This is a genomic window from Sulfitobacter sp. PS-8MA (assembly GCF_040933935.1).
In the GTDB taxonomy this organism is placed as follows: Bacteria; Pseudomonadota; Alphaproteobacteria; order Rhodobacterales; family Rhodobacteraceae; genus Sulfitobacter.
This window is the reverse complement of record NZ_JBFQYJ010000006.1, coordinates 968,403-989,107: the sequence shown is the minus strand read 5'-3', so window position 1 is coordinate 989,107 and position 20,705 is coordinate 968,403. Positions and strand designations below refer to the sequence as shown.

Here is a 20,705-nt window from a genome sequence, read left to right as displayed (position 1 = left end):
GCGCGAATACTTACCGATCACGACAGAGTGTTAAGCGAAAGAAAGTCTTTTTACTTCGGGCACTTACGCAGCCGACCCCATTTTAGGCAGCGAATTTTCGCGCATTTGTGTTAGGATAGCTGGGAACAAAGCGAGTCAAAGGGGGTTTTCTCGGCAGAAACTCGCTTATCCTCCAGGGGGGAGAATGAATGACCCAGCTTCGTGATTTTACCTATATCGTACAATATCTTTTTCAGCGACTTGCACTGGCCTTATTTCTCTTATCGGCGCTCGCCTTGGGCTTCGCGAGCCTGATGGCGGCCTTTGGTCTGTGGAATTGGATCAGCCTGCCGCTTGAATATGGCGGCGCGCCGGTTGAGAACGCGGGCATGTACGCCCAGCTTGCGCTGACCGCTCTGGCGATTGGGCTTTGCTTTTTCCTGCCCACCAACCGCCGCGTCATGCAGTTGGAAAATTCGCACCGCCAGTTTGCGGTCGGGATGCAGGATGTGGCGCGGGCCTATGCCACCGTTCATGCGGCGGACCGGGCCGAGAATTTCCAACTCAGTTCCGAGTTCGACTCGGTGCGCGAACGTCTTGCCTATCTGCGTGACCACCCGGATCTGAGCACGCTTGAGCCCGCGGTGCTTGAGATGGCCGCTCAGATGAGCCATGTCGCCCGGGATCTGGCGGAAGTCTATTCGGATGACAAAATCGCCCGCGCCCGCAGCTTTCTGAAGCAGCGTCAGGAAGAGGTGGAACTGTTCAACGGCCGTCTCGACCAGGCCAAGGCGATCTCGACCGAGATGAAACAGTGGCTGCATGAAGTCGAACTGGAAGAAAGCGTTGCTGTGGCCCAGCTAGAGCGGCTGCGGGATGAGATGCAAGAGATCATGCCAGAACTGGGTCTTGAGCGTGTCGTTCCTGCAGAGGAGCAAGCCCCGGCGGCAGCGCCCTTCAAGGCCGATCCGACCACGCTTGATAATATCGTGATCGATCTGCCCCCGAAAGCCGCCGAATAATCCGCGCGGCTTCAGTCCGGCCCGTCGGCGTTCCACCCCCTGGAACCAAAGCGTCGACGGCCGGGCGTTTTCTCTTTGACGACGCCCCGGCCCTGCGCGACAAGGACCAATGGCAAAATCCTCCTCCAGTTTCTCCTGCACCGAGTGTGGTGCAAAACATTCCAAATGGTCCGGGCGCTGTGACGCCTGCGGCGCTTGGAATTCCATTGTCGAAGACAAGGGCATCTCATCCGGCCCGCCAAGCAAATCCCTGGGCGCGCGGCGGGGCTCTGCCGTTGAACTGACCGATCTCGCAACCCAGGAAACCCCGCCCCCCCGTGCGCATTCCGGCATCGCCGAGCTAGACCGCGTTCTGGGCGGCGGGCTGGTGCCCTCGTCGGCCATTCTGGTGGGCGGCGATCCGGGCATCGGGAAATCGACACTGCTGTTGCAGGCCGCGGCACATTTCGCGCAGTCCGGCCTGAAAACCATCTATGTCAGCGGCGAAGAAGCCAGCGCACAGGTGCGGATGCGCGCGCAGCGGCTCGGGCTGTCCGAAGCGCCGGTGAAACTTGCGGCGGAAACCAACCTGCGCGACATTCTGACCACGCTCGAAGCCGAACGCCCGCAACTGGCCATTATAGACTCGATCCAGACCATGTGGGCCGACAATGTCGAAAGCGCCCCCGGTTCGGTCAGCCAGGTCCGCGCGGCGGCCCATGAGTTGACCAGTTTCGCCAAACGGCGCGGTGTGGCGGTGATCCTCGTCGGCCATGTCACCAAAGAAGGCCAGATCGCCGGGCCGCGGGTGGTTGAGCATATGGTCGACACGGTGCTCTATTTCGAAGGCGAGCGCGGCCATCAGTTCCGCATCCTGCGCGCGGTCAAGAACCGCTTTGGCCCGGCGGATGAGATTGGCGTTTTCGAGATGACCGGCGGCGGTCTGGCCGAAGTGATCAACCCCTCGGCGCTGTTCCTCTCGGAACGCGGCCAGCCCTCGCCCGGCTCGGTGGTCTTTGCCGGCATCGAAGGCACCCGGCCCGTGCTGGTTGAACTGCAAGCGCTGGTGGCTCCTTCCCCGCATTCGCAGGCCCGCCGCACCGTGGTGGGCTGGGATTCAGGGCGGCTGGCGATGATTCTGGCGGTGCTAGAGGCCCGCTGCGGCATCCCTTTCGCCGGGCTTGATGTCTATCTCAACGTGGCCGGCGGCATGAAGATTTCCGAACCGGCGGCCGATCTGGCGGTGGCCGCCGCCATTCTGTCCGCCCGCGAAGATGCCGCCCTGCCCGCCGAAACCGTGGTTTTCGGGGAAATCAGCCTTTCCGGTGCGCTGCGTCCTGCCAGTCAGACCGAAAACAGGTTGAAAGAGGCACAGAAACTTGGTTTTACGAGCGCTATTGCACCGCGTGGCGGCAAAGCCGTGGGTGCGACCGGAATTGCGCTGAATACCATGAGCGATCTGACCGGTTTTGTTGGAGAAATTTTCGGGGCGGGCTGACCTCCCCCATAAAAGGGCAAGACGCGCATGGACGGTTTTACCATTGTTGACGGGATAGTGGCGGTGGTCATCGTGCTTTCGGCGCTGCTGGCCTATGGCCGCGGGCTGGTGCGCGAGTTGATGGCCATCGTGGGCTGGATCGCGGCGGCTGTGCTCGCCTTTCTTTTCGCCCCACAGGTTGAGCCTTTGGTGCGGGAACTGCCCTATGTGGGTGAGTTCCTGGCCGATAGCTGCGAATTGTCGGTGATTGGCGCCTTCGCGCTGGTCTTTGCCGCGGCCTTGATCATCGTGTCGCTTTTCACGCCGCTCTTCTCCTCGCTGGTGCATCGTTCGATGCTGGGCGGTGTCGATCAGGGCTTGGGCTTTATCTTCGGCGTGGTGCGCGGCGTGGTGCTCGTGGCGATCGCCTTCTTCGTCTATGACACTGTGATTACGGGCGAGCGTGCGGCGACCGTTGACAACAGCCGTTCCGCCGCTGTCTTCTCGCAGTTCACCGGCCAGATCGACGACCAGGACCCGCAAGAGGCGCTTGGCTGGATCACCAACCGCTATGAAGCGCTGGTCGGGAAATGCAGCGCCTGAGCGCGTTCATCAGTCCTTAACATTCTGCATTTAATCAGGCGTCCGGGGTTTCCGGGCGCCTCCGTCGTTCTATAGACCAGAACCCCCCCGGTTTCCTGAGCAAAGCCGCCCGCCGTAGCCCATGTTTCACCCTGCGCGAGGCGGCGCGCCGGCGCGAGCAAACGGCGGTTCAGCCCCATGGGCCGCCCGCAGTATTCAGCCCGAACGCGACCCAGCGTCACATCCGGGGTGACAGGAGCGTGCGAAGCCCCTACATAGGCAGCGATCTCACACGGAACCGGAGTCGCCCCGTTGTCCAAAATCATGCCACCCGCACATCCTTTCGACACATCCTATCTTCGCGACAGCGATGATGGGGACAAACTAAAGGAGGAATGCGGCGTTTTCGGTGTCGTCGGCCTTGCCGATGCTGCTCATTTCGTAGCCCTCGGGCTGCACGCGCTCCAACACCGGGGGCAAGAAGCCGGTGGAATCGTAAGCTATGATCCCACTGCCGGTTTTCAGTCCGCCCGTCGCTTTGGCTATGTGCGGGACAATTTCACCTCGCAGGATGTGATGGAAACCCTGCCCGGCGAAGTCGCCATCGGCCATGTGCGCTATTCCACCTCCGGTGACCGAGGCCCGACCGCGATCCGCGACGTGCAGCCCTTCTTTGGCGAATTTGCCATGGGGGGCGCCGCGATTGCGCACAACGGCAATATCACCAATGCCAATGCCCTGCGCCGCGAGTTGATCGAGCATGGCTCGATCTTCCAGTCGTCGTCGGACAGCGAATGTATCATCCATCTGATGGCCCGTTCCTTGCAGCGCAACATCCCCGAGCGGATGGAAGACGCGCTGCGTCGGGTCGAAGGGGCCTTTTCTGTCGTGGCCATGACCCGCACCAAACTGATCGGTGTGCGGGACCCGCTGGGCGTCCGCCCGCTGGTGCTGGGCCGTGTCGGGGATGGCTGGGCGCTGAGTTCAGAAACCTGCGCGCTCGATATCATCGGGGCGGAGTTCGTCCGCGAGATCGAGCCCGGCGAGATGGTGGTGATCACGGAAAAAGGCGTCGAAAGCCACTTCCCCTTCCGCCGTGTCGCTTCGCGCTTCTGCATCTTTGAACATGTCTATTTCAGCCGCCCCGACAGTATCCTGGGCGGCCGCTCGGTCTATGAAACCCGCGAGAACATCGGCCGGGAACTGGCCAAGGAAAGCCCGGTCGAGGCCGATCTGGTTTGCCCCGTCCCCGACAGCGGCACCCCCGCGGCGATCGGCTACAGTCTGGAATCCGGCATCCCCTATGCTCTGGGCATTATCCGCAACCAATATATGGGCCGGACTTTCATCGAGCCCACCGAGCAGATCCGCAATATGGGCGTGCGGCTCAAGCTCAACGTCAACCGGGCGTTGATCAAGGGCAAACGCGTGATCCTAGTGGACGACTCGGTGGTGCGCGGCACGACCTCGCGCAAGATCAAGGAGATGATCCTGGATGCCGGCGCCGCCGAGGTGCATTTCCGCATCGCCTCCCCGCCCACGGCTTGGCCCTGCTTTTACGGCGTCGACACGCCGCAGCGCGAGAAACTATTGGCGGCCACCATGTCGGAAGAGGAAATGCGCGCGCATCTGCAGGTCGACAGCCTGAAGTTCATCACGCTGGATGGTCTCTACCGCGCCGTGGGCGAGACGGAAGGCCGCAAGGCCGACTGCCCGCAATATTGTGACGCCTGTTTCTCTGGCGAATATCCGGTCACGCCCGCCGATCAGATCAAAGAAGGGTTTCAGATGAAACCCGCTGCCGAGTAAGCGCAGCTCAGATAACAAAAGGCCGCGTCCCTCGACGCGGCCTTTTGCTTTGACGGCGCTGAAAAATCCCCCGCCCTTATTCGGACACTTCCTGCGCCGCGTCATTGGCACTCTGGGTGGCCTCATCAACCACGTCGGACACCGCCTCACCGGCCTGCTCTGCGGCCTCTGTCACCTCATCGACGACCGCTGGCGCATTGATCGCGTCGGACGCCTCTGTGGCCACTTCCTGCGGTCCCTTGCCGGTGAAAAGCATATAGCCGCCAAGCGCGATCACCGCGGCGACAAGCAACCAGACCAAATTCTTCATGTTATTCCCCTATTCACATGGCCACGCGGCGCAAGATTACCCGCGTGACTGTTGCTTCGTCAATTACGCCACAAACGCCGAACGGCAAGGGTAAAACCGCGCAAACCCCACCGAGAGCGTGATTTTGCGGCTTGAAGAACCATGCGCCCGGGTTTACCTTGCAAACTCGGAATAGGTAACAATTAAAGGACCATCACCATCGCTCGCAGACCTCATAACGCGCCGCCGCAACGCGACACCGGCCCGCGCGTCAACGACAAGATCCGCTCTAACGAAATCCGCCTGATCGGTGCGGACGGTGAGAACGTCGGCGTTGTGACCCCGTCGCGCGCCATGGAAATGGCCGAAGAAGCCGGGCTCGACTTGGTCGAAATCTCGCCGAATGCCAATCCGCCGGTCTGTAAGATCATGGATTTTGGCAAGTTCAAATATGAACAGCAAAAGCGTGAGAGCGAAGCTCGCAAGAAGCAGAAGATCATCGAGATCAAAGAGGTCAAGTTCCGCCCGAATACGGACAAGGCCGATTACGATGTGAAAATGCGCAACGTCTTCAAGTTTCTTGATGGCGGCGACAAGGTGAAGGTTACCCTGCGTTTCCGGGGCCGCGAGATGGCCCACCAGAACCTTGGTCGTGAGCTGCTGGAGCGGGTGGCGGAAGACACCAAAGAAATCGGTCGGGTTGAGAACTTCCCCAAGATGGAAGGCCGCCAGATGGTTATGGTTATCGGGCCCCTGCCCCAGAAATAATTGTGCGTGGAACTGGGCTGGTCAGCGCGGCTGACAGCTCGCCACACATAAGAACGCCCCCGGAAATTTCCGGGGGCGTTTTACTTTCATAGATGCCGGTTGCTTACCGAAGCAGCCCGGTGATGTTGCGCACCACGGCCCGGCGGTTTGCCGGCTCGGGGCCATTTGTCGGCACGCGCAGCTGGCTTTCACCATAGCCTTGGGTGACAAGGTTCTCTGGCGGCACGTCGAAATACTCGGTCAGGGCCAAGGCGACCGTCTCTGCCCGGCGGTCCGAGAGCGCGAGGTTATAGCTCGCATCGCCCACGGCATCCGTATGCCCTTCAACCAGAATAACCGTGCGCGGGTCTTTCTGGATCATATCGCGCAATGTGACGCCAATATTGGCCAACGCTTTTGCTTGGGCGGGCTGGATGGCAGCCGATCCGGTTGGGAAGCGGACGGCATCAAGCTCCAGCTGCGGCGCAAGCGAGCGCACCTCAGGGATTTCACGCACCTGACGCAGCGAGAAGGTCCGGCCTTGGTCAGCCAGTTGCTGCGCCTGCAAAGCCCGGCGCAGCGCCTCTTCGTCCTGCGTGCTGGCGGTCACGGTGCGCTGGTTTTCCTGAACCCGCGGCAGTTCCGAAACATTCACCTCCCGCTCTTCCACGAGGTCATCCACCAGGACATATTCGCGGCCTTGCGCATCAAAGTTCGTCCGACGCAGGACCGAGCCGTCGCGGGCGCGGATGGTCTCAATCCGGCTGCCGTCGGCCTTGGTCACGATCGTACGGGTGGAGCCGTCGTCGAAGGTCTGCGTTTGCACCTGATCGCCAGGGCGGCGGATCAGCGCGTTGTCGTCTTTCAACACCCGCAGCTCGCCATCCGGATCCTGCACGACCACGCGGTCGCCCGAACGGCTCACGATCTTCTCACCGTTGTTCAGCACGGAGCCCACGGCGACGGCACCCAGACCCAAGAGCAGGGCTTTTTCAAAGTCCGACAGGCCGCTGTCGCTGTCCTGCGCCTCAGGCGCGGCATCGCTGGCGGCGGTGACCTTGGTGTCAAAGTCCTCGCTCGAACTGCGCACGTCCTCTTCGGTCACCTCTTCTGTCACCACTTCAGCGTCAGCACTGCTGTCCTGCGCGGCAGCAGCAGCGGCGGCGGCGGCGGCTTCACGCTCGGCCCGACGCTGGGCGCGGCGCTCTTCGCGGCGTTGTTCACGACGCTCTTCACGGGCTCTGCGCTGTTCATCTGTCAAAGCCGCTTCGGCTTCCGCATCGGCTTCGCCGTCCGCCACGGTGGCCGTGTTCTCCACAGGCGCAGCCTCGGCCTCGGCAGCGGTTTCCGCGTCTGTTTCGGTGCCGGTCTCATTCAGCGGAGTCGCCTCTTCGTCCTGAGACATCTCGGCGTCATTCTGCGCCTCACCGGTGGCAGCAGCCGCGTCGGTCTGATCCGCGGCGTCGCTTGCTGACCCATCTGTGGTCACCGGCTCATCGGCCGTGTTCTCACCGCTGGTTTCGACTTCCTCAACGGTCTCGTCAGGTGCATCCGTGCGGGCCTCTGCATCCGCCTCGGCAGTGGCTTCCGCCTCAGCAGTTCCGGCATCTTCGGCTTGAGCATCGGCTTCTACATCAGCGGCTGCATCGTCGGTCTCCATCGAAGCATCGGCTTCTGTCGCAACGTCTACTTCGGCAGCGGTCGCATCTTCGCCCTCGGTCGCAGCAGTGGCCTCAGTTTCAGCTTCCGCATCGGCAGTCGCAGCCTCCTCGGCCTCGGTCGAAACAGTGGCCTCGGTATCGGCTTCCACATCGGCAGTGACTGCATCTTCGCCCTCAGCTGCAGCAGCGGCCTCTGCATCAGCCTCCGCCTCAGCAGCTTCCTCTACCGCCTGCCCGGCGTCCTCGGCGGCATCACCGGCTTCTTCCGCCGCCTCAGCAGCTTCATCCGTCGCCTCATCGACCGTATCTGTCACAGCACCCGTCGCGTCCTCTGCCGCGTCAGCCGCCTCATCGACCAAGTCGTTCGCGCCTTCTTCAGCGTCCGCTTCGGGGTCAGAGGTCTCAGCCTCGGCATCGGCTTCTGCATCCGCGCTCAGCTCAGCGGCGATCCGAAGCTCTTCTGCCGACTCTACGGTCTGATCCTCAAAAGCGCAGGGAAATTCACTTGCCTCACCAACAGGACCGCATGCAGGCACGTCTTGCTGCTGTGCAAAAGCGCCATGCGGAAAGGCGAGCGCAAGGCTCAACCCAAGGGAAGTTGTTGATTTAAGTAGCGTTTTCATTCTTACGTCCTCATCATTACGGGAACGCCGTTCGGGCAGCGCTTGTCTCCTAACGCATAATGAGCAGGGAGGTTCCGCTATCCAATATCACAGCCAAACGCCATAAAAACACCGCGCTCCAGCAAGGAGCGCGGTCTGCGTGCAACCAGCTGTTATCGCCTATCAAGCGATCGATTGGACCGCGCGGCGGGTCATCACCCCGCAAAGATGCGCGCGATAGGCGCCGCTGCCGTGAAGATCGCTGATCATATCGCCGTCCTCCAGCGTCAGACCGTCGAGAGCACTGGCCGTGAAACTGTCGCCAAGCGCCGCCTCGGCCTCGCGCCAGCGGAACACCCCCTCGTTCGAGGCGCCGGTGATCGCCACCCGAACCGCACCGTCAAACCGCGCAACGAAGGCCGCCACGAGGGGAAACCGCGAGGCCGGCTGGATAAATTTCTCATAATGCGCCGCCTGCGGCACAGGAAAGCGCACCCCGGTCACGATCTCGCCCTCCTCCAAAGCGGTGGTGAACATCCCCTCGAAATAGTCATCCGCTGCAATCTCGCGCCGATCGGTCTCCACCGTCGCGCCGCTTGCCAGCACCGCCGCCGGATAGCAGGCAGATGGGTCGTTATTGGCCAGTGAGCCGCCGATCGTGCCGCGGTTGCGCACCGCCGGGTCCCCGATCCGCGCCGCCAGACTGGCGAGCGCAGGGTATCTCTCCCGGGCCTCGCGCATGACGGTCGCATGGGTCGTCCCGCCCCCGATCCAGAGCGCCCCATCGCGCATTTCAACGCCTTTCATCTCCTCGATCCCGGCGAGGGAAACAAGCACCGAGGGCATCGCCAGCCGCGCCTTCAGCGTCGGGATCAAAGTCTGCCCGCCGCTCAACGCCTGCGCTTCCTCCTGTCCCAAAGCGGTCACCGCATCCGCCACGCTGCCCGGACGCTCTATCTCAAAATCATACATCTCTCATCCTTCCCATCTCATCCTTGCCGCGGGGCCGCGATCCGCGCGTCGCCCCTCTCTTTCCGGCTGAAATTACTGTGCGGGGACCGGGGGTGCAGACCCCCCGGTCGCGCCAACAGGCGCCCCCCTCACCCATTCATCGCTTCCCAGACCCGCGCCGGACTGACCGGCATATCGATATGGCCCACGTCCTTCCCGCCCGAGCGCATCGCGTCGAGCACCGCATTGACCACAGCAGGCGGCGAGCCAATGGCCCCCGCCTCGCCGCAGCCCTTTACCCCCAAGGGGTTATGGGTGCAGGGCGTCTGGCAGGAATGGTCCACGTCATAGAAAGGCAGATCACTGGCGCGGGGCATAGCGTAATCCATGTAAGACGCGCTGAGCAGCTGGCCGTCCTCATCATAGGCACAGTTTTCCAGCAGCGCCTGCCCGATCCCCTGCGCCAGCCCGCCATGCACCTGTCCGGTCACGATCATCGGGTTCACCACATTGCCGAAATCATCCGCCGCGGTGAACCGCTCAACGGTGACATGGCCGGTTTCGGGGTCAAGCTCCACCTCGCAGGCATAGGCGCCCGCCGGATAGGTAAAATTCGCCGGGTCGTAAAAGGCGGTCTCCTCCAGCCCCGGCTCGATCTCTTCCAGCGGGTAGTTATGCGGCACATAGGCGGCGAGCGTGACATCGCCCCAGGCCACAGATTTGTCGGTGCCCGCCACGCTGAACGCCCCGTCCTTCAACTCGATATCGCCTTCCGAGGCTTCGAGCAGATGGCTCGCGATCTTCTTGGCCTTGGCGATGATCTTTTCCGTCGCGCGCACCATCGCGCTGCCGCCCACGGCGAGCGAGCGCGACCCGTAGGTGCCCATGCCCATCGGCACTTTGGACGTATCGCCATGGACGATCTCGACCATATTCTCGTCGATGCCGATCATATCGGCGACCACCTGCGCGAATGAGGTCTCATGCCCCTGCCCGTGGCTGTGGCTGCCGGTCATCACCACCAGCCCGCCGGTGGCGTTGACCCGCACGGTGGCGCTCTCGTAAAGCCCCGCCCGCGCGCCAAGCTGCCCGACAAGGTTCGAGGGCGCGATGCCGCAGGCCTCGATATAGCAGTTCACCCCAAAGCCGCGCAGCTTGCCCTTGGCCTCGCTTTCCTTGCGCCGCGCTTCAAAACCCGCGTGGTCGGCAATTTCCTCTAGCTTGTCCATCGTGGCGTTATAGTCGCCGGTGTCATATTCCACCGCCACCGGCGTGGCATAGGGAAACTCGGTCACGAAGTTCTGCCGGCGCAGCTTGATCGGGTCGACCTGCAACTCATGCGCGGCCTTGTCGATCAAACGCTCCAACTGATAGGTCGCCTCGGGCCGTCCGGCCCCGCGATAGGCATCTACTGGCACGGTATTGGTAAAGACCGCCTTAACGTTCACATAGATCAGCGGCGTTTTGTAGTTCCCCGCCATCAACGTGCCATGCAGCCAAGTCGGCACCGAGGGCGCGAAGGTCGACAGATAGGCCCCCATATTGGCGTAGGTATCGGTGCGCAGGGCGGTGAAATTATGCTCCGCATCCAGCGCCAATTCGATCTTGGTCACATGGTCGCGGCCATGGGCGTCGGACATGAAGGCTTCCGAGCGGCTCGATGTCCATTTCACCGGACGCCCCACTGCCTTGGCAGCGTAGGTGCAAAAGGCTTCTTCCTGATAGTGAAAGATCTTGGTGCCGAAACCGCCGCCGACATCGGGGGCCACCACGCGCAGCTTATGCTCGGGGATGCCCAGCACGAAGGCGCCCATCAGCAGGCGGATCACATGCGGGTTCTGGCTGGTGGTGTAGAGCGTATGTTCGCCATCCGCCCGGTCATAGTCGCCGATGGCGACGCGCGGCTCCATCGGATTGGCGACAAGACGGTTGTTGACCAGTTCCAACGTGGTGACATGCGCGGCCTCGTCAAAAGCCTTGTTCACCGCCTCCTTGTTTTCCTCAACAAAACCCCAGTCATAGCAAAGGTTGCTGGTCAGATCGTCATGCACCTTGGGCGCATCGTCTTTCACCGCGTCCTTCATGTTCACCACGGCGGGCAACTCGTCGATATCGACGACAATCGCCTCCGCGGCGTCGCGCGCCTGCGCCAAGGTCTCGGCCACGACGGCGGCGATCGGCTCGCCCACATGGCGGACCTTTTCATGGGCCAGCACGGGGTGTTTCGGTTCCTGCATCGGTTGGCCGTGTTTGTCGGTCACCTGCCAGCCGCAAGGCATCCCGCCGATCTCGGCGAAATCCGCGCCGGTGAAAATCTTCAGCACGCCGGGCATGTCTTCGGCGGCTGAGGTATCGACCCCGGTGAGCCGCCCATGGGCCACGTCCGAGCGCAGGAAAAACACATGGGTCTGGCGGCGCAGGTTGATGTCATCGGTATAGCGGCCCGAGCCGGTCAGAAAGCGCACGTCTTCCCGTCGCTTGCTGCTGGCCCCAATTCCGCTGGTCGGTTCAAAATCCTTTGGCATATTATCCTCCCCTTTGGTGGCGGTGCGATGCACCTGATCCGTCACGCGGCGTCCGGGTCTGGCGATCCTCCCTCCGCCTTCACCGGCCTGCTCGGCGTGACACCGTTTTCGGCGTTACTCTGCCGCCAGCGCGCTCACATCCTGACCGCTGGCCGCCATGATCGCCTTGACGATATTGTGGTAGCCCGTGCAGCGGCAGATGTTGCCGTCAAGGTAATGGCGCACCTCGGCCTCGCTGGGTTTCGGATTGTCCTTGAGCAGGGCGGCCGCCGACATCACCATGCCCGGCGTGCAAAAGCCGCATTGCAGCCCGTGGTGATCCTGAAACGCCTGCTGGATCGTGTTGAGCGTGCCGTCGGGCGCCGCCTGCCCTTCGATGGTGTCGACCTCGGCGCCATCGGCCTCGATCGCGAACATGGTGCAGGCTTTGACCGCATTGCCGTTCACATGCACCACACAGGCGCCGCATTGGCTGGTGTCGCAGCCCACATGGGTGCCGGTCAGTTCCAGATCATCGCGCAGAAATTGCACCAGCAGCGTGCGGCCCTCGACCTCGCCCGACGCGGCTTTGCCGTTCACGGTCATCTTGACCTGTGTCATCTTTATCCTCCCCTTTTGTACGCTTGTTAAGGGCAGTTAAGCACGACAGGCCTATGTTGAGAACAGGTTTTTTGCGCGGCTTTCGATCAGCGCCCGCCGGCCCCTCTGCGCGGGTTGCGTGGTTGCGGGCGTGTGAGGATTTCCTTGAGCAGCCCGCCCACGCCCATCGCGGCGATGTCTTGGCTGGTCACCCGGAGGCCGCAGATCACCCGCGACAGCACCCAGTCGGCTCCGTTGAGCGCCGGCGAGCGGGCGCAGCCCGGCAGGCCGATCACCGGGCGCGCGTTGCGCTGGCCAAGAAACAGCAGGTTGCCGGGGTCGACCGGCATGCCGAAACGCTCGACCTCCCCGCCCGCTTGGCGCAGGGCCGTGGGGGCGACGTCGTCAAGGTCTGACGTGGCCGAGGCGGTGAGGATCAGGATCAGATCGCTCGTGGCTTTGGCGATGGCCTCGGTCAGGGGGCCGGTCTGATGCGGCACGTTGACAACTTGCGATAGGCTGACGCCGAGCGCGTCCAACCGGCCTTCGATGGCAGCGCGCCCCTTCTCGCCCGCGCCGCCTTTGACCTCGGTCACGATGAGGGTTGCATCGCGCAGCTGCGGCGCTTGCAGAGACAGCGCGTGGTGGCCTGCTGCCGCAGAGGCGGCGCTCAGTGCCGCTTCTGGCACCGCGTAGGAAATGATCTTGATCGTCGCGACCATGCCCCCCGCCGCCATCTGCTGAAAGGGCGGCACGGTGGCGAGCGTGATCATCGGATGCACCGCGTTCACCGCCTCCAGCGCAGCGCGGTCCATCACGACGACACCCGGCCCTTCAGCGATCAGATTGACCCGGCCGGTAAAGGCATGGGACAGGCGCAGGCCCGGCCCGCAGAGCGTTTCGGCAAGCGACGCGGCGGCACTGTTTTCATCCACGTCACCGGGTTCGAGCCGCGCGACGATGACCTCGGTGATCCCGGCCCCCTTCAGGGCGTGGATATCCTCGGCGCTCAACACCCTGCCCTTGCGCAGCCGCCCCGTCGGCAGGGCAACCGAATGGGCCAGCGTCGCGCCTTCGGCGTGGCACAGGGGGACCGGACCGAATTTCATGGCTGGCGCAGGGTCTGGATCATCTCGGCGAGGATCGACACCGCGATCTCTGCCGGGCTGGCCGCACCGATGTTGAGCCCCACCGGCCCGTGGATACGTGCCGCCTGTGCCGGGTCGAAGCCTGCCTCCTCCAAGCGCTTCAAACGACTGGCTTGGGTGCGGGTGGAGCCAAGCGCGCCGATGTAGAAGGCTTCAGACCCAAGCGCCACATGCAGCGCCGGATCGTCGAGTTTCGGGTCATGGGTCAGCAGCACCACCGCCGAGCGCGCATCCAACCCGATCTCGCGCAGGGCGGCATCGGGCCAATCGTTCATCACCCTGCAATCGGGAAAACGTGCAGGCGCACCAAAGGCTTCGCGCGGGTCGACGACCAGAGGATCGACCCCCGCCTCCCCTGCCATGCGGACCAGATGCTGCGCGATATGCACGGCACCGACGATCACCAGACGCAGCGGCGGGTTGTGAATGGCGATGAAGCGCCCGGTTTCCGCATCCACGCCAGAGCGGTCGCAGCGGAACCGCTCGGCATGACCCGCGCGGGTCAAGCTCCGCAGGGACCCGTCGAGCGCCACCTCATAGGCCACCGCTTCGCGCGCCGCCCGCGCAGCGACCAGATCGCGCAGCAGGGTCAGGCTTAACGCCTCGGGTCGCACCGGCTCCACCAACACTTTGATCGTCCCGCCACAGGCCAGCCCCACGGCAAAGGCATCGCCATCGCTCACGCCATATTCCAAGAGCCGCGTCTTGCCGTCCTCCAGCGCCTCCAGCGCCTCGATCACCACCGCCCCTTCGACGCAGCCGCCCGAGACCGAGCCCATCATCGTCCCGTCCCCCGCCACGGCCAGCTGTGCCCCCGCGCGGCGCGGCGCGGAGCCCCAGGTCTCCACCACCGTGGCCAGCGCCACGGGCTGCCCGGCCTCGGCCCATGCGAGCGCCTGTTCGGGGATGCGGTCCATCTTGTTTCCTTTCCTGTCGCCGCCAGAGTGTCGCGCTTCGCGCCCAAAGGTCAATGCGCGAAACCCCGGTGCCATCGGCTTGCACGCACCGCTATGCGGCACTACATCTAACGCAAGATCACATGAACAGCCGGAGCCACTTAAGATGCCCATGCAAGCCAGCGAAATCGAAGACCTGATCCGCGCGTCTTTCCCGGATGCCAAGATCACCGTCGAGGGCGATGACGGTGTGCATATGGCCGCGATGGTGGTGGACGAAAGCTTTCGCGGCATGAACCGGGTGCAGCAACAGCGCGCCGTCTATGCCGCGCTCAAGGGCAAGATGGACGGCTCGAACGGCGAGCTGCATGCGCTGGCGCTGACCACACGGGCGCCGGACTGACCATGTGGGTCTGGGGCATAGCGGCAGCTGTCGGCGTGATCGCCGGTGTGGCCTATGCCCAGCACCGCGCCCGGGCGGGGCGTCATGTCCCGCTGTCGCAGCGCCAACCTGCGCGCCCCGAGACCGGCAAAGTGCCCCTGGGGATGGAGGCGATGGACCTCGATGCCGTGGCCCGCACAGCACGGCGCAATGAAAGCCTTGAGCGCGGGCATACGAACTGGAGCCGGAAACGGGGCGGCTTTTTCCTCGGCGGTGCCGAGTTGGACGTGAAGCCCTGGGCCGATGATGAAACCTATGCGCGGCGCTATCACGCTGCGTTCAAGAAATCAGATGTGAAGGATAAATGACATGAGCGATGCCGCGAGCCAGATCAAGGAACAGATCACCAAGAATGACGTGGTCCTGTTTATGAAAGGCACCAAAGAGATGCCGCAATGCGGGTTCTCCAGCCGGGTGGCCGGGGTGCTGAACTATATGGGCGTTGATTTTTCCGATGTGAACGTGCTGGCCGACGAAGGTCTGCGCCAGGGAATCAAGGATTTCTCCGACTGGCCGACCATTCCGCAGCTTTACGTCAAGGGCGAGTTCGTCGGCGGCTGTGACATCATCACCGAGATGACACTGTCGGGCGAGTTGGACACGCTCTTTGCCGAAAACGGTGTCGCCTTTGACAAGGACGCTGCCGATAAGATCCGCGAAGCCAACGGCTAAAGCGGTTACAGGCTAAACGAAAAAGACCCCGGCGCGGCTTGGCCTCGCCGGGGTCTTTTTATCTGCACGGCCCGCGCGAGCCTGCCGCCGACCCACGCCCGAACCCCCCAAGTCGGGCACGTCCGGGCGCTGCCTCTGTCTCAGTCTTCGATCGCCGTGATCATATCTACGCGACGGCCATGCCGCCCGCCTTCGAAGGCGGTGTCGAGAAACGCATCCACAATCTCAAGCGCCAGACCGCCGCCGATCACCCGCGCGCCCATCGACAGCATATTCGCGTCATTATGCGCCCGGATCATCTTGGCCGAGAACGTATCGGAGCAGACCCCGCAGCGGATGCCCTTGACCTTATTGGCGGCCATCATGATCCCCTGACCGGTGCCGCAGATCAGAATGCCAAGGTCGAACTCCCCTGCCGCAATCCGCCGCGCGGCGGCCTCGCCATGTTTGGGGTAATCGGTGCTCTCGGCCGTTTCGGGGCCGATGTCTTCGACGGCAAAGCCGCGCGCGGCCACATGGCGGGCGATGTCTTGGCGCAGCGCAATATCGGCGTGGTCGCTGGAGATGATGATGCGGGGCTTGTCGGTCATGGGGAACATCCTGCTGCTGGTGATAAGACGCGACCGCGATGCGGTGTTGATGCCGCCCCAGAGCATATTCACGGGCGCGGCGCAATCCTGCGAAAGGACGCGCCGCGCCCCGCGCTTAATCGGCGGTCTTTTCGTCCACTTCATCCGCCAGGGCTTCGGCCCGCGCCGCCAGTTCGGCCAGCGTATCCTTGACCCCCTGCGGCACCACCGGCACCTCGATGCGCTCGGGCTCGACCTTGACGTTGCGCAGGGCGGCCAATTCGGCCTCGCGCTCGGCCAATTCGGCGCGCACCTCGGCGATTTGATCTTCGACACTGGCGGTCTTGTCGGCCAAGAGCAGACCGGCCATGAGCAACATCCGCGCTTCCGGCATGCGCCCCACCTGATCGCTCAGCACCCGTGCTTCATCGTCGAGCATTTTGGCGGCGGCGTGCAGATAGCTCTCCTCGCCCTCCTGACAGGCAACTTCAAAGCCGCGGCCGCCGATGGTGATCCTTACTTCGGGCATCAGTGGGCCTCTCCTGTTTTGGTGGCGGTTTCCGCGTCACCGCCTGCGGCGGGCGCGCTGTTCTCGGCCTCGGTCTCTTCGACCAGCGGGGCCAGCGCGCTCAACACGGCGTCGATCTCGGCCATTTCAATGGCGCGGGTGGCGCGCAGGCTTTCCAACTCGGCGATCACGGCGGTGTCGATCAACTTGGGGTCGGCCAGCCCTTCGGCATTGGCCTCGCGTAGTTTTTCGCAGGCTTCTGAGAGTTGCTCATTGGCCTGCCGCACCCGTTGCAGATCCAGATCAATCTGACCCATCTGCGCCGCGCTGGATTCAACCCGATCCCGCAGGGTTGCCAACTCACCCTCATAACCCTCGCGCAGGGACTTTATCCGTTCGTTCAACTGCGCATTGGCAAGCCGCTCTTCTTCCAGCGCCTGTACGATATCTTCATCCGGTTCAGCGGGGGCCGGTTTGATCCGGTCCACCCCTTTGGCGACCCGGTCCATCGCGGCCGTGATGCGGCGTTGATACTCGTCAAGTTCGCTCATCAGCATGACGTCTCCTCACTCGTTCTTATCCTGTCGGTCGTTCGCCGACATCTTGCCACGGGATACCCGAGCCACGGGGGTGCAAGGCACCGCGCGGCGAATCGCCCCAAAGGCCGGTTTCTGCGATCCTAGCCAAAGCCGCAAGCAAATGCGCCCCCCCTCTTATGATTCAGCGGCTTGGCCGGCGCTGTTCATCCGACGCCCCCGCCGATCCGCGCCGCACCGCCCATGCCGGGCCGGGTTATACTTGAACTTTGCCCGTTCACTGGTATGCACGGGCGAAATTCGCCACAGCCCCAAAGGATGCCCCCCGTGGATCTTCAAGCCCTCGCCCAAGCCAACCCTGATCATTGGTCCAAGGCCACCGCCATCCGCGCGCTGACCCTCGATGCCGTCGCCGCCGCGAACTCCGGCCATTCCGGCATGCCGATGGGCATGGCGGATGTCGCCACGGTGCTTTTTGAAAAGCACCTGAAATTCGACGCGTCCAACCCGCTCTGGCCCGACCGCGACCGCTTTATCCTGTCGGCAGGCCATGGCTCCATGCTGATCTATTCGCTGCTGCATCTCACGGGCTATGAGCAGTTCCCCATCGAAGAGCTGAAGAACTTCCGCCAGATGGGCGCGCGCACCGCGGGCCACCCGGAAAACTTCCTCGCCGATGCGATTGAGACCACCACCGGCCCGCTCGGCCAAGGCATCGCCAATTCTGTCGGTTTCGCCATGGCCGAAGAAATGCTGCGCGCGCAATATGGGGCGAAGGTCGTGGATCACCACACCTATGTCATCGCCGGCGACGGCTGCCTGATGGAAGGCGTCAGCCAAGAGGCGATCACGCTGGCAGGCCGCCACAAGCTTTCGAAGCTGATCGTGATGTGGGACAACAACAACATCACCATCGACGGCCCGGTATCCCTGTCGGACAACACCGATCAGGTCGCACGTTTCAAAGCCGCGCAATGGCATGTGATCGAGATCGACGGCCACAACCCCGATGAAATCGACGCGGCCCTGACCGAGGCGAAAGCCTCTGACCTGCCCACGATGATCGCCTGCAAGACCCATATCGCTTTGGGCCACGCGGCGCAGGACACCTCGAAAGGCCACGGTGCGCTGACAGACGCCGACCAGATGGCCGAGGCCAAAGCCGCCTATGGCTGGACCTCCGGCCCCTTCGAAGTGCCCGCAGATGTGAAATCCGCGTGGGAAGAGATCGGCAAACGCGGCGCCGACGCGCGCCGCGAATGGGAAGAGCGTTTCGACAAACTGCCCCGCGCCAAGCGCGAGACATTCAACCGTGCGCTGGAACTTGACGCGCCGAAAAAGATGAGCGCAACGGTCAAAGCCTTCAAAAAGCAGATCTCCGAAAGCGCGCCCAAAATGGCGACACGGGCGGCGAGCGAGAAAGCTCTCGAAGTGCTGAACCCGATCCTGCCGGAAACCGTTGGCGGTTCGGCGGACCTCACCGGCTCGAACAACACCAAGACCACCGATCTGGGTGTCTTCGACGTGGACAACCGCGGCGGGCGTTATGTCTATTGGGGCATCCGCGAACACGGCATGGCCGCGGCGATGAACGGCATGGCGCTGCACGGCGGCATCCGCCCCTATGGCGGCACCTTCATGTGTTTCACCGATTACGCACGCCCGGCGATGCGTCTGGCCGCGCTGATGCAGATCCCCACGGCCTTTGTCATGACCCATGACAGCATCGGCCTTGGCGAAGACGGCCCGACCCACCAGCCGATCGAGCATCTGGCGATCAGCCGCGCCACGCCGAATACCTACGTCTTCCGCCCCGCCGACGCGGTGGAAACGGCAGAGGCTTGGGAGATTGCCTTCACCTTGAAAACCACGCCGTCGGTTCTCTCGCTGACCCGTCAGGGCCTGCCCACCGTGCGTCTGGAGCATAAAAACAACAACCTCACCGAAAAAGGCGCCTATGTGCTGGCCGATGCCGAGGGCAAACGTCAGGTGATCCTGATCGCCACCGGTTCGGAAGTGCATGTCGCTCTGGCCGCGCGCGATCTGCTGCAAGCCGAAGGCATCGGCACCCGCGTCGTCTCCATGCCCTGTATGGAGCTTTTCGCGGCGCAGGACGAAGCCTACCGCAAGCGCGTGCTGCCCGGTGGTGCTGTTCGGGTCGGGATCGAGGCCGGGGCCCGTCAGGGCTGGGACCAGTGGCTCTTCGGTGAGCGCGGCAAGTACGGCAAGGCGGATTTCGTCGGCATGGACCGTTTCGGCGCCTCTGCCCCCGCAGAAGAGCTTTTCGAGCGCTTCGGCTTCACCGCCGAGAATGTCGCAGAGAAAGCCAAAGCGCTGCTGTAAGCAGCTCGGCTCACGCCAGATAGAAGCCCGCGCGGACCCTCCGCGCGGGTTTTTCTTTTCCGGCCTCCCCGCGGAGCCGAAAAAATGACCTCACGTAAAGCCATTCAACCCAAGATTGTTCCTGCGTCGGCGAACGTGTTTTATGGACGGATCAACCCATCGCATAGGAGAGCCCATGGCCCTTGCCTATATCCTCAGTGGAATTGCAATCGGCAGCCTCGCCGCCGCCCTCTGGCTGGTCTTGGGGGGCAGTCTCCTGGGCGCCTTCGGCACTTACACGCTCATCGGCCAAGCCGCGGGGCTGGCCGTGGTCCGACATAGCATCACAGCCAAAGCGCGCGGCTAGGCGGGCAAGCGCCCCCCTACCGCCGTGGCCCTTCAAAGCGCCGCTTTGTGGAACACCTTGCGCCAGATCGGCGTGATGATCTTTTCGCCGACCGGAACCAAAAGCAGGCCGAGCAGCAGACCAAAGACCCCATCGATCGCCGCCGTCGTGGTCCATTCCACCGCCCCCATGATCCGCTCTGGAGCCGCATGGGCGACGCTCACCGCGATGTGATGGATCCATTCATAAGGGGCGGCAAACCCCATCTGCTCCAATCCATGTATAATGATCGAACCGCCCACCCAAAGCATCGCCGCGGTGCCGACAATCGTGAGCAGTTTCAAAAACCCCGGCATCCCGCGCACCAAAGCACGCCCCACCGAACGGGTCATGGCAAACCGGCCCTGCTCTGCCATCAGCAGCCCCAGATCATCCATCTTCACGATCAAGGCCACAGCGCCATAGACGACCACGGTGATCATGATCGCCACCGCCGCCAGCGTCGCTGCCTCCATCCAGAAATTGCTCTGCGGGATCGCCGCAAGGGCGATGGTCATGATCTCCGCCGAGAGGATGAAGTCGGTCTTGATCGCGCCCGCCGCCTTCTTCTCTTCCAGCAGCGCGGGGTCTTCGACAACCTTCTCCTTATCCGGGTAATCCTCATGCCCATGCCCCCAGCCAAGCGCATGGGCGACTTTCTCGGCCCCTTCGAAACACAGATAGGCCCCGCCCAGCATCAAGAGCGGCGGGATCGCCCAGGGCGCGAAGTTCGCCAAAAGCAGCCCCGCCGGCAGCAGATACACCAGCTTATTGCGCAAAGAGCCCTTGGTGATGCGCCAGATCACCGGCAATTCACGCTCGGCTTTGAATCCATGCAGATATTTCGGCGTCACGGCCGCATCGTCGATCACCGCCCCCGCCGCTTTCGATCCCGCCTTGGCCGCCTGGCCGATCACATCATCCAAGCTCGCCGCCGCAACCTTTGCAATTGCCGCCACGTCATCCACAAGTGCCAGTAATCCGCTCATTCCATGCCCCTTCGTTCCGTTCCGTCCGACGTAGCA

The 20,705-nt window shown here is 63.1% G+C and carries 21 protein-coding genes; 10 read left to right on the top strand and 11 right to left on the bottom strand.

Annotated elements, in window-relative coordinates; translation table 11 throughout:
* The first annotated feature begins 188 nt into the window (after positions 1-188).
* The 4 genes from AB4M76_RS08785 to purF all read left to right on the top strand — a co-directional run bounded on the left by AB4M76_RS08785 (position 189) and on the right by purF (position 4,848).
* Positions 189-1,001 carry a DNA repair protein gene (locus AB4M76_RS08785; protein WP_368441445.1) on the top strand — a complete coding sequence of 271 codons (813 nt, stop codon included), beginning with the start codon at positions 189-191 and terminating at the stop codon, positions 999-1,001.
* 109 nt (positions 1,002-1,110) lie between these two features.
* Positions 1,111-2,478 carry a DNA repair protein RadA gene (gene radA, locus AB4M76_RS08780; RefSeq protein ID WP_368441444.1) on the top strand — a complete coding sequence of 456 codons (1,368 nt, stop codon included), beginning with the start codon at positions 1,111-1,113 and terminating at the stop codon, positions 2,476-2,478.
* Positions 2,479-2,505: 27 nt separating this feature from the next.
* Positions 2,506-3,060 carry a CvpA family protein gene (locus tag AB4M76_RS08775; protein WP_368441443.1) on the top strand — a complete coding sequence of 185 codons (555 nt, stop codon included), beginning with the start codon at positions 2,506-2,508 and terminating at the stop codon, positions 3,058-3,060.
* 303 nt (positions 3,061-3,363) lie between these two features.
* Positions 3,364-4,848: an amidophosphoribosyltransferase gene (gene purF, locus AB4M76_RS08770; RefSeq protein ID WP_368442408.1), complete on the top strand. Its 1,485-nt coding sequence runs from the start codon at positions 3,364-3,366 to the stop codon at positions 4,846-4,848.
* A 76-nt stretch (positions 4,849-4,924) separates the two neighbouring features.
* Here purF and AB4M76_RS08765 read toward each other — a convergent pair whose 3' ends face one another.
* Positions 4,925-5,158, bottom strand: a complete 234-nt coding sequence (locus AB4M76_RS08765) for a hypothetical protein (RefSeq protein ID WP_368441442.1) — start codon at positions 5,156-5,158, stop codon at positions 4,925-4,927.
* Positions 5,159-5,356: 198 nt separating this feature from the next.
* On the opposite strand from AB4M76_RS08765, the gene infC reads away from it, so the two are divergent.
* Positions 5,357-5,905 carry a translation initiation factor IF-3 gene (infC, locus tag AB4M76_RS08760; RefSeq protein ID WP_368442407.1) on the top strand — a complete coding sequence of 183 codons (549 nt, stop codon included), beginning with the start codon at positions 5,357-5,359 and terminating at the stop codon, positions 5,903-5,905.
* 103 nt (positions 5,906-6,008) lie between these two features.
* Here infC and AB4M76_RS08755 read toward each other — a convergent pair whose 3' ends face one another.
* From AB4M76_RS08755 to AB4M76_RS08730, 6 genes are all read right to left on the bottom strand, one after another.
* Positions 6,009-8,168, bottom strand: a complete 2,160-nt coding sequence (locus tag AB4M76_RS08755) for an OmpA family protein (RefSeq protein ID WP_368441441.1) — start codon at positions 8,166-8,168, stop codon at positions 6,009-6,011.
* 162 nt (positions 8,169-8,330) lie between these two features.
* Complete coding sequence (locus AB4M76_RS08750) at positions 8,331-9,119, bottom strand: xanthine dehydrogenase family protein subunit M (protein WP_368441440.1); 789 nt, start codon at positions 9,117-9,119, stop codon at positions 8,331-8,333.
* Between the two features lie 128 nt (positions 9,120-9,247).
* Positions 9,248-11,623, bottom strand: coding sequence for a xanthine dehydrogenase family protein molybdopterin-binding subunit (locus AB4M76_RS08745; protein WP_368441439.1), 2,376 nt, complete (start codon positions 11,621-11,623; stop codon positions 9,248-9,250).
* A gap of 114 nt (positions 11,624-11,737) precedes the next feature.
* On the bottom strand, positions 11,738-12,223 hold the full coding sequence (locus AB4M76_RS08740) for a (2Fe-2S)-binding protein (RefSeq protein ID WP_368441438.1): 486 nt from the start codon (positions 12,221-12,223) through the stop codon (positions 11,738-11,740).
* An 86-nt stretch (positions 12,224-12,309) separates the two neighbouring features.
* Complete coding sequence (locus tag AB4M76_RS08735; RefSeq protein WP_368441437.1) at positions 12,310-13,311, bottom strand: molybdopterin-binding protein; 1,002 nt, start codon at positions 13,309-13,311, stop codon at positions 12,310-12,312.
* Positions 13,308-14,267: an XdhC family protein gene (locus tag AB4M76_RS08730; protein ID WP_368441435.1), complete on the bottom strand. Its 960-nt coding sequence runs from the start codon at positions 14,265-14,267 to the stop codon at positions 13,308-13,310. Before AB4M76_RS08730 ends, AB4M76_RS08735 begins: the two co-directional genes overlap by 4 nt.
* 145 nt (positions 14,268-14,412) lie before the next feature.
* Here AB4M76_RS08730 and AB4M76_RS08725 point away from each other — a divergent pair, with 145 nt between their 5' ends.
* The 3 genes from AB4M76_RS08725 to grxD are packed head-to-tail and all read left to right on the top strand — an operon-like array spanning position 14,413 to position 15,360.
* Positions 14,413-14,649: a BolA family protein gene (locus AB4M76_RS08725; protein WP_368441434.1), complete on the top strand. Its 237-nt coding sequence runs from the start codon at positions 14,413-14,415 to the stop codon at positions 14,647-14,649.
* 2 nt (positions 14,650-14,651) lie between these two features.
* A complete protein-coding gene (locus AB4M76_RS08720; RefSeq protein WP_368441433.1) occupies positions 14,652-14,996 on the top strand; it encodes a hypothetical protein in 345 nt (114 codons plus the stop codon).
* Between the two features lies 1 nt (position 14,997).
* Positions 14,998-15,360, top strand: a complete 363-nt coding sequence (grxD, locus tag AB4M76_RS08715; protein WP_368441432.1) for a Grx4 family monothiol glutaredoxin — start codon at positions 14,998-15,000, stop codon at positions 15,358-15,360.
* Positions 15,361-15,500: 140 nt separating this feature from the next.
* Here grxD and rpiB read toward each other — a convergent pair whose 3' ends face one another.
* From rpiB to AB4M76_RS08700, 3 genes are all read right to left on the bottom strand, one after another.
* A complete protein-coding gene (rpiB, locus tag AB4M76_RS08710) occupies positions 15,501-15,950 on the bottom strand; it encodes a ribose 5-phosphate isomerase B (RefSeq protein ID WP_368441430.1) in 450 nt (149 codons plus the stop codon).
* A 115-nt stretch (positions 15,951-16,065) separates the two neighbouring features.
* Positions 16,066-16,458 carry a cell division protein ZapA gene (locus tag AB4M76_RS08705; protein WP_174858628.1) on the bottom strand — a complete coding sequence of 131 codons (393 nt, stop codon included), beginning with the start codon at positions 16,456-16,458 and terminating at the stop codon, positions 16,066-16,068.
* A complete protein-coding gene (locus tag AB4M76_RS08700; protein WP_368441429.1) occupies positions 16,458-16,988 on the bottom strand; it encodes a hypothetical protein in 531 nt (176 codons plus the stop codon). Before AB4M76_RS08700 ends, AB4M76_RS08705 begins: the two co-directional genes overlap by 1 nt.
* Before the next feature lie 312 nt (positions 16,989-17,300).
* Here AB4M76_RS08700 and tkt point away from each other — a divergent pair, with 312 nt between their 5' ends.
* Both tkt and AB4M76_RS08690 read left to right on the top strand, forming a co-directional pair.
* Positions 17,301-19,316, top strand: coding sequence for a transketolase (gene tkt, locus AB4M76_RS08695; protein WP_368441428.1), 2,016 nt, complete (start codon positions 17,301-17,303; stop codon positions 19,314-19,316).
* Positions 19,317-19,491: 175 nt separating this feature from the next.
* The gene (locus tag AB4M76_RS08690; RefSeq protein ID WP_368441427.1) at positions 19,492-19,662 is read left to right on the top strand and encodes a hypothetical protein; all 171 of its coding nucleotides are present in this window, start codon (positions 19,492-19,494) and stop codon (positions 19,660-19,662) included.
* A 32-nt stretch (positions 19,663-19,694) separates the two neighbouring features.
* On the opposite strand, the gene AB4M76_RS08685 is transcribed toward AB4M76_RS08690, so the two are convergent.
* Positions 19,695-20,669 carry a DUF808 domain-containing protein gene (locus AB4M76_RS08685; RefSeq protein WP_368441426.1) on the bottom strand — a complete coding sequence of 325 codons (975 nt, stop codon included), beginning with the start codon at positions 20,667-20,669 and terminating at the stop codon, positions 19,695-19,697.
* Positions 20,670-20,705: the final 36 nt, after the last annotated feature.